This is a genomic window from Vreelandella venusta (assembly GCF_007989605.1).
In the GTDB taxonomy this organism is placed as follows: domain Bacteria; phylum Pseudomonadota; class Gammaproteobacteria; order Pseudomonadales; family Halomonadaceae; genus Vreelandella; species Vreelandella venusta.
The window spans coordinates 93,283-110,230 of sequence record NZ_BJUL01000010.1 but is presented as its reverse complement, the minus strand read 5'-3'; the positions used below and the strand labels follow the sequence as shown (position 1 = coordinate 110,230).

The 16,948-nt window shown below is 51.9% G+C and carries 12 protein-coding genes; 6 read left to right on the top strand and 6 right to left on the bottom strand.

All coding sequences use genetic code 11. The features are described from left to right. The first annotated feature begins 145 nt into the window (after positions 1-145). Positions 146-2,626, top strand: a complete 2,481-nt coding sequence (locus HVE01_RS13110; protein WP_146944638.1) for a glucose/quinate/shikimate family membrane-bound PQQ-dependent dehydrogenase — start codon at positions 146-148, stop codon at positions 2,624-2,626. Positions 2,627-2,701: 75 nt separating this feature from the next. Here the strand turns inward: HVE01_RS13110 and HVE01_RS13105 are convergent, their stop codons facing one another. Continuing rightward, the gene (locus HVE01_RS13105) at positions 2,702-4,750 is read right to left on the bottom strand and encodes a TonB-dependent receptor family protein (protein ID WP_146944636.1); all 2,049 of its coding nucleotides are present in this window, start codon (positions 4,748-4,750) and stop codon (positions 2,702-2,704) included. A 370-nt stretch (positions 4,751-5,120) separates the two neighbouring features. Here HVE01_RS13105 and HVE01_RS13100 point away from each other — a divergent pair, with 370 nt between their 5' ends. Further along, the gene (locus tag HVE01_RS13100; protein ID WP_038481890.1) at positions 5,121-5,294 is read left to right on the top strand and encodes a YqaE/Pmp3 family membrane protein; all 174 of its coding nucleotides are present in this window, start codon (positions 5,121-5,123) and stop codon (positions 5,292-5,294) included. A 142-nt stretch (positions 5,295-5,436) separates the two neighbouring features. Here HVE01_RS13100 and HVE01_RS13095 read toward each other — a convergent pair whose 3' ends face one another. Continuing rightward, positions 5,437-5,910, bottom strand: coding sequence for a nucleoside deaminase (locus HVE01_RS13095; protein WP_146944634.1), 474 nt, complete (start codon positions 5,908-5,910; stop codon positions 5,437-5,439). A 363-nt stretch (positions 5,911-6,273) separates the two neighbouring features. Here HVE01_RS13095 and HVE01_RS13090 point away from each other — a divergent pair, with 363 nt between their 5' ends. Then, complete coding sequence (locus tag HVE01_RS13090) at positions 6,274-6,480, top strand: cold-shock protein (protein WP_125745955.1); 207 nt, start codon at positions 6,274-6,276, stop codon at positions 6,478-6,480. 156 nt (positions 6,481-6,636) lie between these two features. On the opposite strand, the gene HVE01_RS13085 is transcribed toward HVE01_RS13090, so the two are convergent. Both HVE01_RS13085 and HVE01_RS13080 read right to left on the bottom strand, forming a co-directional pair. Further along, a complete protein-coding gene (locus tag HVE01_RS13085; protein WP_146944633.1) occupies positions 6,637-7,500 on the bottom strand; it encodes a putative RNA methyltransferase in 864 nt (287 codons plus the stop codon). A 42-nt stretch (positions 7,501-7,542) separates the two neighbouring features. Beyond that, positions 7,543-8,301 (bottom strand): helix-turn-helix domain-containing protein, encoded by a 759-nt coding sequence (locus HVE01_RS13080; protein ID WP_125745951.1) that lies wholly within the window; start codon positions 8,299-8,301, stop codon positions 7,543-7,545. A 134-nt stretch (positions 8,302-8,435) separates the two neighbouring features. On the opposite strand from HVE01_RS13080, the gene HVE01_RS13075 reads away from it, so the two are divergent. Together HVE01_RS13075 and HVE01_RS13070 are read left to right on the top strand one after the other, a co-directional pair. After that, complete coding sequence (locus tag HVE01_RS13075; protein ID WP_146944631.1) at positions 8,436-11,609, top strand: acyl-[ACP]--phospholipid O-acyltransferase; 3,174 nt, start codon at positions 8,436-8,438, stop codon at positions 11,607-11,609. A gap of 429 nt (positions 11,610-12,038) precedes the next feature. Continuing rightward, the gene (locus tag HVE01_RS13070) at positions 12,039-12,824 is read left to right on the top strand and encodes a glutamate racemase (RefSeq protein ID WP_146944628.1); all 786 of its coding nucleotides are present in this window, start codon (positions 12,039-12,041) and stop codon (positions 12,822-12,824) included. 92 nt (positions 12,825-12,916) lie between these two features. Here the strand turns inward: HVE01_RS13070 and HVE01_RS13065 are convergent, their stop codons facing one another. Further along, entirely contained in the window at positions 12,917-14,647 is a 1,731-nt protein-coding gene (locus tag HVE01_RS13065) for a mechanosensitive ion channel family protein (RefSeq protein ID WP_146944626.1), read from the bottom strand. 243 nt (positions 14,648-14,890) lie between these two features. Here HVE01_RS13065 and HVE01_RS13060 point away from each other — a divergent pair, with 243 nt between their 5' ends. After that, complete coding sequence (locus tag HVE01_RS13060; protein WP_146944625.1) at positions 14,891-15,772, top strand: pirin family protein; 882 nt, start codon at positions 14,891-14,893, stop codon at positions 15,770-15,772. A 67-nt stretch (positions 15,773-15,839) separates the two neighbouring features. Here the strand turns inward: HVE01_RS13060 and HVE01_RS13055 are convergent, their stop codons facing one another. Then, entirely contained in the window at positions 15,840-16,787 is a 948-nt protein-coding gene (locus tag HVE01_RS13055) for a pirin family protein (RefSeq protein WP_146944623.1), read from the bottom strand. Between the last annotated feature and the right edge of the window lie 161 nt (positions 16,788-16,948).

Genomic DNA, 16,948 nt, shown 5'->3' with positions numbered 1-16,948 from the left:
AAAAGCGAATTGATTATTAAAATTACCCATAATCAATGTGTGTTTTAACCCATCATCACTGCCAATGGGTTAGGGCACGTTGCAGATCTGTCGCTTTTCTAATTTTATCAAGCGGCTTCAATTCGTTGTTAATAGGGGTTTTCTCATGGATGGACACACGCGTGCCCGCGGCAAATGGCCAGCGCTACTGCTCGGCCTGCTACTCGCGGTAGCTGGTGTTGCACTGACCATTGGCGGCGCTAAGCTGCTTAGCTTAGGTGGTAGCGCTTACTACTTAATCGCTGGGGTCAGTATTTTTATTGTCGGTGTACTGCTGGCAATGCGCAAAGGCGCAGCCTTATGGCTTTATGCAGTAGTACTTTTTGCAACGCTGCTATGGGCACTCTGGGAAGTTGGCCTAGACTGGTGGCAGCTGGTCCCCAGGGTTGCCATTGTCTGTTTAATTGGCATCATTTTACTGCTTCCCTGGTGGCGAAAGCCGCTACATTCACGCGGCGGCAGCCTAGCGCTAGTGGCCAGCATTGTTGCAGCGATTATTGTGGCAATTGCTAGTCAATTCACCTATCCAGGTACTGTGACAGGCACGATAGCGTCTACCAATGATACACCTGAGATTAACCCCGCCCAGGCTGCAGGCGATGACTGGCCTGCCTACGGCGGCACTAATGCAGGCACGCACTACTCCTCGCTTAGCCAGATTACCCCCGACAATATAGGCGAACTGGAAGAGGTGTGGCGTATTCAAACCGGTGATGAACCAGGCCCCAATGCACCACCTGAAATCACCAACCAAAACACACCGTTAAAGGTCAACGATAGCCTTTATATTTGTACATCGCACAGCCGTGCAATGGCACTATCGCCCGAAACCGGTGAGACTTTGTGGGCGTTTGACCCCAACATTAGCACCATGGGCGCAGAGGACTTTTCCGGCTGGGCGCATATGACCTGCCGTGGCTTGGCGTATTACGACGCGGCTAACTATTCCAGCAGTGCTGAAGATTACACCGTCGATAAACCAACGCTGTATGCCGATGGCAGTCAGTTTGAACTCGACCTATCCTTCTCGCTCAACTCTCAAGAAGATTCAACTTCTGAGCTGCTAAGCGCCACCGATGTCATGTGCCCACGCAGGCTTTACCTACCCACCGCCGATGCTCGCCTGATTGCACTTAACGCCGACACAGGGGAACGCTGTGAAAGCTTTGGCAAAAACGGTGAGATCGACCTGACGAATAATATTGGCGAGTTCAATCCAGGTGGTTATTACTCGACATCGCCTGCCACGGTCACTGAAGACTTAGTGATTTTGGGTGGCCACGTTACTGACAACAGCTCAACCGACGAACCCTCCGGCGTCATACGCGCCTTCGACGTACATACTGGCGAACTAGTGTGGAACTGGGACAGCGGGAACCCTGAAGACACCGCCCCATTAGCAGAGGGAGAGACCTACACACGTAACTCACCCAATGTATGGGCGCCGATTAGCGTCGATGAAGCACTTGGCCTCGTCTACCTGCCCATGGGTAACGCTACGCCGGACCAGTACGGCGCTAACCGATCTGAAAATGATGAGACCTATAGTGCCGGGCTAGTGGCGCTTAATCTGAACAACGGCCAGGTGGCCTGGGTGTACCAGTTTGTGCACCACGACTTGTGGGACATGGACACACCTGCACAACCCGTATTGATTGACTTAGCGACAGCAGATGGCACCCAGCCAGCCGTCATCCAGCCTACTAAACAAGGCAGCCTGTATGTATTAAACCGTGAGACTGGCGAGCCGATTGTGCCGATTGAAGAAGTGCCCGCTCCTCAAGGTGCTATTGAAGGCGACTGGACGGCAGAAACTCAACCTCGCTCAGCGCTGAACTTGCTACCACCGCCGCTTACCGAGCGCGATATGTGGGGCGCATCACCCTTTGATCAGATGATGTGCCGCATCCAGTTCCGCTCGCTGCGTTACGAAGGCCAGTACACACCGCCTTCGCTGGAAGGCAGCATTATCTACCCCGGCAACGTTGGGGTGATGAACTGGGGTGGTGTTGCAGTAGACCCAGAACGCCAAGCACTGTTTACCGGCGCCAAGTACTTAGCGTTTGTTTCCAAGCTGATTCCACGCGATGAAGTTGAGGATGGCCAAGGCTCTGCTAGCGAGCAAGGTTTGCAGCCCAACACGGGCGCCCCCTACGCAGTCGAACTTGGCCCGCTGCTGTCAGTACTCGGCCTTCCCTGCCAAGCGCCCTCTTGGGGGGATGTGGCAGGCATCGACCTGCAAAGTAGCGAAGTTGTGTGGAAGCACCCCAATGGTACCACCCGCGACAGCATGCCCTTTGATCTGCCAGTTGGTCTGAACGTCGGCGTCCCTGCGCTAGGTGGCCCGCTGACTACTGCGGGCGGTGTTTCCTTCCTAAGCGGCACGCTGGATCAATACCTGCGTGGCTACGACATCACCACTGGCGAAGAGCTGTATAAAGCTCGACTGCCTGCTGGTGGCCAAGCAACGCCGATGACCTACACCGGCGCAGATGGCCGCCAATATGTGGTCATTACCGCCGGCGGACACGGCACCTTCGGCACCAAAATGGGTGACTACGTGATTGGTTACGCTTTACCGGAATAGCCATGACCTAGCGTAGTAATAAACGAGAACGGGCGACCCAATGGGTCGCCCGTTTTTTGGCTAGGGTGCCTCTGATTAAAAACTCAGCTCCACACCACCATAAACACTGCGTCCTGGGGCTGGCTCATAAAAGCGGCCAAACGTGCCGTTTATGCGCACATTGGCATAGTGTTTTTCATCAAGCAGATTGCGCAGACCAAGATAAGCGCTTAGTCGCGTATCTTCACTTAACTGCCAACCATCGCCTACCCTGAGGTTGAGCAGCCAATAGCTATCCACCTCCGTCGCATTGGCGTTATCCGCCACTAAATCACCGATGTATTCGGTTTCCAACGTGGCGAAACGCTGATCAAAGTTTTCCCAGGTCAATTGAGTGACCCACGTCTGCTCTGGCAACCCGGGAATCCGGTTACCATCAAAACGTTCACTAGGTGTTGCAAACTTGTCGAATTCATAACGCGCGAGGGTTAAAGCGCTATCCAAACGCCACTGGTCGGAAAGCTGCCAGCCCAGCGCCAGTTCTAGGCCATCGCGATTTGTGTCGCCTGCATTTTGATAGAAGGTACGGCCACCCTCATCATACGGCACCAGTTCATCGCGAACCCGGACCGAAAATAGGGCGAGATCGTAATCCATCGCCAACGGCTCAATGTAGCCACGCAGGCCTATCTCGCGATTCCATGCTTTTTGCGGTTCAACCGCGGGATTAAAACCACCACCAGCCGGGTTGGCAAATTCAGAAAACGTAGGCGTCTCAAACGCGGTGCCGGTATTAATATACGCTTGGTGCTGCGGACGATAGCGATAGCTTAGCCCCGCCGAGCCACTCCACTCGTTAAAGGTACGCTTCCCGCTTTGATCTCCGTCATCAAGAAACGTATCGTCGACGTCTAGCGCCACCCGATCAAATCGCGCACCCAACGAGAGCGAGAGCTGTTCCGAGAGCGCTAAATCTCCTTGGGCAAATACGCCAGCGGACGTGGCCGTTTGGGTTTCATCCGCTAACGACTCGCCGACAGCCCCTTGAGCATCGACATCGTTACGAAAACGCTCATCTTCTTGGCGCGCCACATCCACCCCAACAATATAGCTCAGCGGCAAGCTCCCTAACGCCACTTCATGATGATATTCAGCGCTTGCGCCCATATAGTCACGCTGATAGCCCAAACGACTACTGCCCACAAATGGTAGCTGCTGTTCAAAATCACGCTGAGCAATAAAGCCTTTAAGATACAGTTCTCCATCACCCGCCGCCAAGTCCTCGTATTGCAGACCCAACAGCTGCTGGTCGACGTTTTGCCCAGCATCTAGCGCCAGCGAATTGGGCGCAGCCTGATTGCGCCCAGCGGCAACTTCACGGGCATTGAGTGCACCGGGATCTTCTGAACGGGGATTCTCCAGCAGATTAATAATCGCGGTAACCGCCCGCTCACTGCCGAGTTCTCGGCGTAACTTCGCATTCAGCAAATACTTCTCGGTTGAGCTTTGTTCGCGATAGCCATCAATGCTAAGCGCCGTCAGGCTGACATGGTGTGACCAATCGCCCTGAACGCCGCCATTTTGCAGCGCCACTTTTTGATAGCCATCACTACCTGCGCCCATCCGCAGCCGTGTACCGGGGCTATCACGTCCATCGGCAGTGGTCACATCAATGACTCCGCCAGCCGCATTACCGTAAAGCACTGAAGACGGCCCGCGAATCACCTCAATACGCTCGGCACTATCTAAATCAATGGCGTCCAACTGCGCCTGGCCATCTGGAAGTGTGTAAGGAATGCCATCCACCATAACGGTAATCCCACGCACACCAAATGGAGCACGCGCGCCAAAGCCGCGAATAGCGATTCGCTGCCCTTGGGCGAAGTTATCGCGGTTTTGTAAAAACACCCCTGGTACTCGATTAAGCGCTTCATCCAACCTCACCCGCTGCCGACCTTGAGCAAGATCTTCGTGCGCCAAGGTCGACACTGCTGCAGGCGTAGCATATAGCTCGCGGGCTAGCCGCGGAGCGCTCACTTCTACCGTAGGCAGTACCGCCTCCCCACTACTGGGTACCTGTGCCCACACAGGGCTGGCCAGAACAACGCTCGCGAGCAGCAGAGATGACGGTAGATAGTGACTCATAGCGTTCCTTATTCAGCTGTAGTCGATGGGCTTTCACAGCCCTAATTTCTCGAAGATCTAATTTTTTGAAAATCCAAGTTCTTGAAAATCCAAGTTCTTGAAAACCTAAGCTCTTGAAAACCTAAGTTCTTGAATGCGCCTACCTAAGCAAGTGAACGATAGCCCAAACACGAGGTCTTACCTAGGTCGCGCTGATTCGCAAAACCTAGTCATTGCGACTACGTTACGCTCAGTCGCTGAACCGCACTGTTGCTAAAAGACCAGCATTAGCAGTCAGCGCTAAAACCGTTATTGATATCTACCTTCTAGAAACCCACACTATTAACCTGTTCGTTATTAACCAACAAACTGTGTAAGCAAAGGAGGCTGCATGGCGTTTACCGCAACTGACCCGATCAAGATGATCTTTGCCATTCTTCTACCCCCACTAGGGGTGTTTTTTGAGGTCGGTTTCAAAGGACATTTCTGGCTAAATATCATTCTCACGCTATTTGGCTTTATTCCAGGCATCATTCACGCCTTCTATGTCATATTGAAACACTAGGCACATTGATGCATTTTTATGCACCGATTTAACAAACGCCGCCTTGTCGAGCACAAGGCGGCGTTTGTCTTTATTGATCATGCCTGGCTTACCGAGCCTTGCCAGTCGATTAAAACCGAGCCCTTCAAAACCTGGCCTGACGTTATGCGTGCAAGCGGCGATGCAAAGCATGGACTTGCTCGTCCAGCCCAGGCACTGGGCCATCAACAGTCAACCCAGGCACCACCTCATTAATTGATAGCGGAGCGACAGGCGGTGGCGCTACGCCCAATGCAGCCAGCCATGCTCCCAGCTGCTCAGAAGAACTGACGTAAACGATACGGCCTAATCCTACCCATCCATGAGCTGCCGCACACATTGGGCAGTGCTCTCCTGAGGTATAGACGGTCGCTTTCGAGCGCTCTTCAGGCGTCATATGATTCGCTGCCCAGCGAGCCAGCGAAAACTCTGGATGCTGAGTAGAATCTCCACCGGCAATGCGATTTCGATCCTCGGCTAATACCTGACCTTCAGCATTGACCAGCACACTACCAAATGGCTCATCCCCTGCATTTAAAGCTTCCTCTGCTAAAGCCACAGCGCGCTTTAGGTATGCCAATTCATGTTCGGCAATCATTGGATTCTCCTCGATTTGATAACGTGCCTGACCAACAGGGTTGTCATTTCAAAAGTGCTTCGCCAAAGATAGCATTTTTAATATTGCAGGTCTGACCCACCGCAAAGCACCCACGCACCTGAGCAATGGGATGAAAAAAACCGCCGTACTGGCACCATCCCCCAGAAAATATTCATAAAAAGGCTTTGACCCGAAGAAAAAATCATGTACTGTAACGTCAGTTGGTTAGCAAGCAGCATGGTTTCAGAAGTGTACGATCTATTTCGGCAGCCTGATATTGTATTCCTTGTTTCACCCACTACTATTCATCTGGGTAATACCAGGAACTTTATTACAGCGCATTAGCGCGAAAGGATCTACATCATGGCAACTGGCACAGTTAAATGGTTTAACGACACTAAAGGTTTTGGTTTCATCGCTCCTTCTGACGGCGGCGACGACCTTTTTGCTCACTTCTCTGAAATTCAGTCTGACGGTTTCAAAACCCTTCAAGAAGGTGCTAGCGTTTCTTTTGACGTTACCCAGGGTAAAAAAGGCCTTCAGGCTTCTAACATCAAGCAAACGTCCTAAACCTTAACGGTTTAAGAGTTTGCTCGGACCTTAACCGGTTCGGATAACAAGGCCCGCTTATGCGGGCCTTGTTGCGTTTGCGTATTGAACATGAAAGACAAAATGAAAGGCAGTTAGCATAAAGATTCAGAAAGAGAGTATGCTCGGATTAGCCCCCTATTTACGCTCATACACCATTAGTTTGGCATCTACCGTCAGGGTAAGCTCATCAAGTGCCGCCGCACGTGCCCGCCCCTCCTGGCTGGCACGGTAAAGATGGGGCGTCATGGTTAATAGATCACCAATTAATGCCTGCTCTTCCAGCGTTATTTGATAGTTAAGTGACTCTGTGTACAACAGAGTAAAGCCCTCAGGCACCTCCCGCTCATTTATCGTGTCCGGCTTAAGCGTGGGATAAATCACCTCCCTCAGCTCACGCAGGTGCCCCACCCCAGCCTCAACCTGTACCAATAGGCCACCTGACTTTAATACCCGCGCAAATTCGTGATGCACTGGAAAGCCAAACATACACAGTACACTGTCAAGCGTCTCCGCTTGAACTGGCAAGTGCGCATTACTCCCGACGACCCAACGGCAAAGCGGAAATGTTTTATCATCTTGTCTAGCCGCCGACAGGACTGCCCACTTGGAAATATCTAACCCCAGCAGTGAAAGTGACTGCGCATTGGATGCAGTACGGGCTAGCTCACGCAAGTAATAGCCTTCACCGCAGCCAGCATCCAGGCAACCAAATAGTGAGCCGGCGGATTGCGCATCAGCATGGCTTAACAGATGCTTACTTACCGCCTGCGCAATGGGCTGATAGTAACCAGCTTCAAGAAAACGCTGCCTTGCAGCCACCATCAGCTTACTGTCACCAGGGTCAGCGGAACGCTTTTGCTGTACAGGAAGCAGGTTAATATAACCTTGCTTAGCGACATCGAAGCTATGCCCCGCAGAGCAGCACCAGGTACGGCCTGCCAAATGAAGCGGCTCGCCATCTAACGGACAGGCTAATAATTGAAAAGGAGCGCTACTCATAACAATGTGAACTCATAAAACATATTCCCATAAAGCGTTGGTTTATAAATTTTTCTTTTGCCTATACGACCTGCGGGCGACATCTTTAAACAGCGTGGACTGCCACTGACGAACAGCTAGTACCGAGGTGGTGCCAAAGCGCTGATGAATGGGCAGCCCACTTTCGCGTTCACACAGGGCGTGAAACTCTTTTGCTAGCCGCTGCATCGTTTGTTGCCACTCAGTATTACCCGCATGAGATAGCAAGCCATTCAGCACAATGAGCTTTTCACTGTCGCTATCGAAACGAGACTGAAAAAACTCTGTGGCAATATATTGCTGGAAAAAGCGCTGAATAGGGCCACCAGGCCGCCAACGAAAATTCGCGGCCACACGCCGCCGAATTCGATTACCCGGCAATAGGTCAATCAGTTTTAGCCGCTCTAGCGCCAGCAGTTGCTGAGTGCATTGCGCCTCGCTGAGCTGGTACTGGTGATGAATTTCATCAAACCGATAGCCGTTAATCACACACACAGCGACCAAAAACAGCTCACGATCATCGACAATGCTCTGCTCTTGCGCCTGGGTCAGCTCTTGCAAACGGTGCTCTTCCTCTTGCATGGCTTGCACCAACTCAGCAAATTCCAGGTTAAGCTGGTCGCAAATACGCTCTAGCCGCTCTAAGGTAATGTGCTGCTCAGCGAATAGCCGTTTGACCGAAGCCTCGCTTAACCCAAGCCATAACGCCACATCAGCGTAAGTTTTCCCTTGGGAGCGCAGCTGGCGTTTTAAGGTATCAATAAGCGCGCTTGTCTGAGACACATCACCTCCAGACGTATAAAGTAGCGTATAACGATACCTTAAAGCCCAAATAACACAACTTTAACTACCAGAGTTGCAACATTAACCCCATTTACCGAAAGTGCTCTAACTTCTGGTTTATAAGGCGTCATTTCATGCAACCTTTACTACGCATCACGGGTGTTTGGCCCTACCTGATTGCCATTTTCTTGAATGCCTTTGTGGATTTAGGGCATAAAATCGTCATTCAAAACACGATTTTTAAAAGCTACGACGGCGAAATCCAGGTGGTACTGACGGCATTGGTCAATGGGCTTATTCTATTGCCGTTTATTTTGCTGTTTAGCCCAGCAGGCCATGTGGCGGATAGCTATCCCAAAGTCCGCATTCTGCGGGTTTCAGCCTGGGCCGCTGTCGCTGTTTCACTGGGCATCACCGCCGCTTATTACCAAGGTTGGTTTTGGCTGGCGTTTGCCATGACGCTAGTACTGGCAGTTCAATCAGCCTTTTACTCTCCCGCAAAGTATGGCTTGGTGAAAGGGCTATTTGGCAAACCTCGCTTGGCTGAAGCTAACGGGCTTATCCAGGCCGTCACCATTGGTGCCATTTTGGCAGGCACCGTGGCCTTTACTGCGCTGTTTGAAAGCTGGATAGTGCCCCGCGCTCAAACACCCGGCGAACTATTACGCAGCATTGCACCGCTGGGTTGGCTGCTGGTGTTGAACAGCGCTATACAAGTGATAGCGCTTTATCGCTTGAAACTGGATACCGCTCAGCCTTCCCCCCCCCCGCTCACTTGGCAGCGCTATATCAAAGGCAGTGCACTTAAAGACAACCTGAGCATTTTGGGACGCCAACCGATACTGCGGCTGTCGATTATCGGTCTTGCCACTTTCTGGTCGGTGGGCCAGGTGCTGCTCGCTGCGTTCCCCGCCTATGCCAAAGATGCACTCAGCATTGATAACACCTTAGTCCTGCAAGGTATTCTTGCCGCTAGCGGCATTGGGATTGCGTTAGGATCATTGCTTGCCAGCAAGCTGTCTCGCAATCGCATTGAAACCGGCTTGATTCCTTTGGGCGCTGTTGGTGTTGCGGTGGGTCTGTGGTGCCTGCCACTGTTCACTACCCCCATCAGCCAAGCGCTGAACTTTGTATTTATTGGCATGATGGGCGGAGTATTCATTGTACCGCTCAATGCACTGATTCAATTTCATGCGGCAGACCATGAACTAGGTACCGTGCTAGCTGCTAACAACTGGATTCAGAACCTGTCTATGCTGGGTTTCTTAGTGCTTACCGCACTATTTGCCCTGGCAGGTGTGGATAGCCATTATCTGTTGCTACTCGTGGCTACCGTCGCCATGGTGGGTGGTGGTTACACCATTTTCAAACTGCCGCAAAGCTTAGTACGCTTTCTACTCAGTTTCCTGCTGACCCGCCGTTACCGTGTTGATGTTCATGGGTTAGAGCACCTGCCTGCCCAAGGCGGCGTGCTGCTGCTTGGCAATCATATCAGCTGGGTAGATTGGGCAATGGTGCAAATCGCCTGCCCTCGCCCCGTGCGTTTTGTCATGTTGAAGGATATTTATCAGCGTTGGTATTTACGCTGGTTTTTTAAAGCGCTGGGCTGTATTCCTATCGAACGGGGCGCAGGAGCCGATAACGCTTTAGCAGCGGTTGCCGAACAGCTGAATAACGGTGAAGTGGTATGCCTATTCCCTGAAGGCGCGATCAGCCGCAACGGCCAGCTAGGCGAGCTGCGCCGAGGCTATGAACGCGCCTGTAAGCTGGCGAACCCAGAGGTACGTATTGTGCCGTTTTACCTGCGCGGGCTGTGGGGTAGCCAGTTTTCCCGCTCATCCAGCAAACTCAAAGAGCTGCGTAACGCGCCTCTCCATCGCTCAGTCGTCGTTGCGTTTGGCAAGCCGCTGCCTAAAGACACCCCGGCCGACGTGCTCAAACGGCGCATCTTCGAACAAGCAACCAACTCGTGGCAACATGCTATCGATGAACTGCCCTCGCTGCCCGACGCCTGGATTCGTAGCGTGAAGCGTAACCTTGCTGCACAAGCACTCACTGATTCCCTTAGCCGCCCGCTGACGGCAGGCCAAGCACTTACCGCCAGTCTGCTTATTGCAAAGCGCATCCACACGCTAACCCCTGAGCAAAACGTGGGCCTACTGCTACCCAATAGCAGCGCGGGAGCACTGGCCAATATGGCAACACTTCTGGCTGGAAAAACGCTGGTTAACCTCAACTATCATCTTAACAACAGACCCAATGGCACCGCGAAAGAGGACGTGTTGTCTGCGGCACTCACCCAAGCCGACATCAATACAGTGCTGACCTCGCGCCACTTCGTCGAAAAACTTCAGCAACAAGGGCTAAGCGTTAACTCACAGCTGGCAAATACCCAGACGATTTACCTGGAAGACCTACAAGCCAATATCCGGCGTCATGAACGCATCAGCACTTGGCTTGCCGTTCGCCTGCTACCTTCATGGCTGCTTCAGCGCCTTTACTGCCGCAGTAGAGATGCCAATGCCACCGCTGCCATTGTGTTTCCAAGCACAAGCGAAGGACAGCCCAAAGGCGTCATGTTGAGCCACCGCAACCTGATGGCCAATATTAAGCAGACCTCCGATGTGCTTAATACCCAACATGACGATGTGGTGATCGGCTCGCTGCCTCTGTTTCATGCCTTTGGGCTCACCGTTACCCAACTGCTGCCACTTATCGAAGGCCTGCCACTGGTCTGCCACGCGGACTCCAACGACACTGCTGGCATTGCCTGCGCCGTCGCCAAGCACAAAGCCACCCTGATGTTCGGCACATCAGACTTTCTACAGCACCTAAACCACAGCCCCAACGTGCACCCACCCATGCTAGAAAGCCTACGGGCAGTCGTTGTCAGTGCCGAAAACTTGGATGAGCAGGTATGCAGCGACTTCGTCTTAAAATTCCATAAGCCCATTTATAAAGGCTATGGGGCAACCGAGACCGCCCCCGTGGCCTCGGTTAACCTGCCAGACTCACTGGGCGCTCATTACCAAACCATACAGAAAGGTAGTAAAGCGGGTACCGTTGGCATGCCGCTTCCCGGCACCAGCTTTAAGATCGTTGAGCCGGAAAGCTTTGCGGAACAGCCTACCGGGGAGGCAGGCATGATTTTGATCAGCGGTCCCCAGGTGATGCAGGGCTACTTAAACGACCCGAAGCGCACAGCCGCCGCCATTAAAGAACTCGATGGCCAACGCTGGTTTGTCACCGGCGATAAAGGGTTTATCGATGAAGATGGCTTTTTAACCCTAATTGGCCGTTGGGCTTAAACGCTGGCCAACACGAGGTAGCCATTGCTGCCGACAGGATAAAACGTTTAGCTAGCCAAGCTTAGTATTCAGGCTTGGCTAGCTGAGTTACGTATTAGCGGTTGGCCTAAAAGGGCCATCGCCTGCCGGGCCGTAGGTAACACCCCAATCGGGAAGAAAACGCTGCACTACCTGTAATTGTGATTTCATCATGTCCATTTCCTAACGTCCTTGTGTTTCTTTCCGCTAGCGGGATCGTTAAAACGAGCAGTCAGCTAAAACCAGTATTCAGCCGTTTGATCAACAGGTGCCTCCATAGTTATTGCTCCCCCTCCCGCTTGCCTTAAATATGATTTTTTCCTTCTTTAGCATTCGCTGGAAATAACACTTCCATAGCGTTTAAACATTATGGATCATTAGGATTTACCAGCCGACGCCAAGGATCTTGCTATGCACCAACCTATCGCTGTTTTCGACGCGGGTATTGGTAGCTATGCCATTGTTGCGGAGATACACAAACGCCTTCCCAAACAGGATATTTTATATTTTGCTGACCGGGCGAGCTTTCCTTATGGCAGCAAAGGACGTGATGAATTACTCACAGTCATGCATCGCACGCTGCGCTTTCTAGAGAGCTACACGCCATCCGCTATTGTCATCGCCTCGAACGCTCCTTCTATTATGGTGCTGAACGATATTCGTCAAAGCACATTGGTCCCCTTGTTCGGCGTCTACCCACCTATCGAAGAAGCGCTTGCCGCATCGGTTACAGGCAAGATTGGCATTATGGGTGTGCATTCGCTCATCGAAAGTTCACCTCTGAAGCAATTTATCTCTCACCATGCGCCTGATCCAGGTAACGTTAGCCTGATCAATGCCTCCCCCATGGTGGAGCTTGTCGAAAATGGTGCCTTCATATTCGACCCAGAGACAACTCAGCAAGCGGTCTCGGCTTTTATAGACGACGTTTTCCAACGGCATCCTGATATCGATACTCTGACGCTTTCAAGTACCCATCTACCTTGGTTGCGTACTTTCTTCGAATCGGCGAGACCAAACTGCCGCTTCCTCGATCCCGCCGAAGCGATTGTCGCTGGGCTAGGCAACGGCACACAGGGCACGGGACAAATTCGTGGCCTAGTGACAGAAAGTGATGCCTATAACGTAGAAACCTTTCAACGCATGTTGCAGCAGTTCGGCGTAGATATTCCGTTAGAGGTAGTCTCGCTACCATAACGTATGGCCTGCTGGCATTTCAGCGTAAACAAGATGAAATACCAACAAGCTGATACGTCAGGCAGCGGCACTTGCCGCTGCTTGGTTGCCCTCTATTCAGATGGTTTATCCGCAGAATGGTCTGTTCCCTGCGAACGCTTGCCTTGCCCTTCTCCGCGTGCAATATCTTCATGGCTGATAACCATGACTTCTCTTGGCCACCACTCGGGATGGTTATCACGGATAAAGGCCAGCATTTTTTCACGAATGTTCATCTCGGCCGTCCAGCCCGCCATAGGATCGGATGTCATTAAATAGCAAGTGACCGTTTGCGCGTAGGCCGTTTGTTTGGTCACGTAACAAAGCAACTTATGGTGCTCAATGACATTATCTTCTTCCTGGGCATAGGCTAAAAACATCTCCCTCACTTGAGAAATATCAGCGCTTAAATGCAGCGTCAGTTCTAAGAAACGGTACATTTTAGTGCTCTTCACCGAGAGGTTTTCAAACGGCTTAGACGTAAAGTAGGTAACCGGCACGATGACACGTCGTTCATCCCAGGAGCGCAGTCGAATAAAGGTATAAAAAATGCCCTCAACATAGCACCATTGCCCTTCGAAGATGACCAAGTCACCAATTCGTATAGGCTTGGCAAGCGACAGCTGAAAAGAAGAGAGGATATTGCCTAACACCGCTTGGCCGGCAATACCTACCAGTACGGCCAGCACACTAGCCGACGCCAACAGCGATAAACCTAAAGACTCAAACAGCTGGATCTGCCCCAGCACATAAACCGACACACCAATGACGGTGATTAAGATAATCACGCGACGCAAAGCATACAGCGAGGTTAACAGACGTCTCTTGTCTTTAGGCTTGGTATCGTCAATTTCCCCGACTAAGCGCCGGGTCATGCGCAGCATGATCGTGTCGATCAAGCGTAGTGCAATGGTACCAGCCCCCCAGGCCATAATTGAGATCAACAATACGCGGAACGTTGTCGTCACAATGGCGGAAAACGATACAACGTAGTCCAGCAACATCTGCGTTACCAGCGACATAACAATCATCGCCATGGGCACACCAATTTGATCGGCGAAAATAGTAGACACGCCTGAAGGCAGAATGCGTGCCACTAGCCCAACAACGTAATAAGTCACCATGCCTACCGTTCCGATGGCGATTAAAAAAACTGGGATCGCTAACCATTCCCAAATTTTTAGTATGCCAAACGATGCCTTCAACCGTTCTGGAATATAGCTTTCTAGCATTGAAGGCCCATACTCTTCATAGAGAGCTGGAATAGACGACACGCTCTCTGGCATTACTAGCCAAACAGGATCCTCTTCGTTGATTCGATAACGCCCTATGCGAACATCATAAGCCTGTCCTTCTACTTTTAATGCTGCCAGCTCTATATTTCGCCGTGGCGACCCCGCTAAGGGGTTCTGACCAGAAGTATCTTCAATCGCTGCGTCTTGGCGAGCAGGCAGATTCGAAGCATTTAGCCACTCGCCACGCTTTAGTACCTCCGCTAACTGCCTCGCAAGCTCAGCTCCTCTCGCCTGCTGTTCGCTTGAATCAATGCCGTTTAGATTAAGCAAATGCGCGGCTGAGGCGTAATTTCCACTTTCGGTGAAGTTTAAAAAGCTACGAACCGCTTCTCGTGGAGACATCCGCTTAGCCTCTTCCGGCACCTCTCCCAGCCCTGCGTTAAGCGAATCAATAGCGAACCACCGCTCATTTTCACTCTCATCTCCTTGAGTTTGCGCTGTGCTAACGCTGGAAAACACCAAAGTGACAACCAGCACAAACCACATAAGCCACGAGCTGCTTTTTTTCATAACAACCTTGTCATTAAAAGTAAGTGAGCTAAACAACCACTAACTGGCAACACAATCGCCAGTCCTGCGCTGAATACAGTGCATCCATGCCAGTGGTTGAGCAAAGTACAGACGACGTTCTTCAATCAATCAAGCATCTAGTGTTCCAACACTGCAACACTGAGTCTCAGACGCACTATCTATTACTGGCATCACTTAACACGTACCCTTCTTAACCAGCAACGTACTCTTTAAGGAGAAACGATGAAAAAGTTAGTAGCTGTTACTAGCGCGCCACGCCCTCACTGGGTGGGTGACGGTTTCCCGGCGCGTTCGCTGTTCTCCTATGGCCCACGCTCCGAGCAGTTGAGCCCCTTTTTGCTACTGGACTATTCCGGGCCTGCCGATTTTACTCCCACCACACGGCCACGTGGTGTCGGGCAACACCCGCACCGAGGGTTTGAAACCGTCACGATTGTCTACCAAGGCGAAGTGGCGCACCGCGACTCAACGGGCAAAGGCGGTGTGATCGGCCCAGGTGACGTGCAATGGATGACGGCGGGTGCGGGTATCCTACACGATGAGTTTCATTCGCCCGCGTTTACAGAGCAAGGCGGCACGCTTGAGATGGTGCAGCTGTGGGTAAACTTACCTGCCAAAGACAAAATGGCTACACCAGGCTATCAGGCAATTTTTAATGCCCAGATTCCTGTCGTGGAATTGCCAGAGCAAGCGGGTAGCGTTCGCTTAATTGCAGGTGACTATGTCGATGGCAACCAGGATACCCACGTGGGGCCTGCACAGACGTTCTCTCCGATGAATGTCTGGGATGTGCGGCTAAACGGTGGTCAGACAACCACGCTGACGCAGCCGGATGGATGGACAACCCTGCTGGTCGTGCTAAAAGGGACGGTTCAAATCAATGGCGAAGAGGTACTGCGTGAAGCACAAGTGGCCGAGCTTTCTAGAGAAGGTGATGCGCTGACGCTTGAAGCCAACAACGACGCAACTATGTTGCTGCTAAGTGGCGAGCCGCTCAATGAGCCAGTGGTCGGTCATGGGCCGTTTGTGATGAATAGCGAACGTGACATCATTGAAGCGATAGAAGACTTTAACAACGGTCGCTTTGGCCATATGCCAAGCTAGTTAAGTGGATACTATTTAAATAGCGACTAGGCTGGCTGGCTTAAACAGCCAGCCATTTTGCTACCAATTAATTACGCTGCTGGCCTGGAAAAGGAATGAATTCTTCATCGTCCCCCGGCGGCAATTTAAATCGCCCATGCTCGAAGTCACCCTCCATCCACGCCTGCTTAGCAGCCGCTAACTTTTCCCGGGAAGACGCAACGAAGTTCCAGGAGATATAGCGTGGCCCATTGAGCGTTTCGCCACCGAGCAGCATTAGCCGAGCTCCGCTTTCGCCCGCAGTTACGGTAATGGGGTCACCCGGGCGGAAAACCATCATTTGTCCCGCATCGAAGATATCCCCTGCAATGCTAACGCTACCCGACGTTACATAGAGTCCACGATCTTCGTGGCCATCTGGCAAAGGAAGCTTAGCGCCTGGCTGGAGAACTGCATCCGCATAAAACATCTCCGAAAAAGTCTGCACAGGCGCCTGTTCACCCCATGCCGTACCCAGAATCAAGCGAACCTCTTTACCCTCACCTTTAAGCAGCGGCAATGTCTCCTGCCCATGGTGCGCAAAGCTGGCGGGTTTATCTTCGTATGCTTCAGGCAATGCCACCCACGTCTGAATACCAAACAGAGAGTGCTTATTTTGACGTGTCGCGGGGCTAGTACGTTCAGAATGGGTCACGCCATTACCCGCAACCATCCAATTAACCGCCCCAGGATGAATCATCTGATTAGTCCCCAGACTGTCACGATGCTGGAACTCTCCCTGGTACAAGTAAGTGACCGTAGCAAGTCCAATATGGGGATGAGGACGAACATCGATACCATCCTCTCTAAGAAATTCAGCGGGCCCCATCTGATCGAAAAAAATAAACGGCCCCACCATCTGGCGCTTGGGCGCAGGAAGCGCACGCCGTACTTCAAAGCCACCCAGGTCGTGCGCACGAGGTACGATCAGTGTCTCAATATCGTGTAGGTTGCCTGCGGAAGGACATTTGGGCTCAATATCGGGCATCCAGCTCATAGGAGTTTCTCCAGAAGTGAGAGGCAGAAAAGTGTCGAACACTCGTTAAGCGAGCACATCGCGTCCCTTGGTATCGCTGGTTTCATGTTCAATGGTAAAGGGGCTTGCAGGTGTATCAGACATTGCCTTCTCCTTCTTGTATTGCACGTTACCCAGCCAAG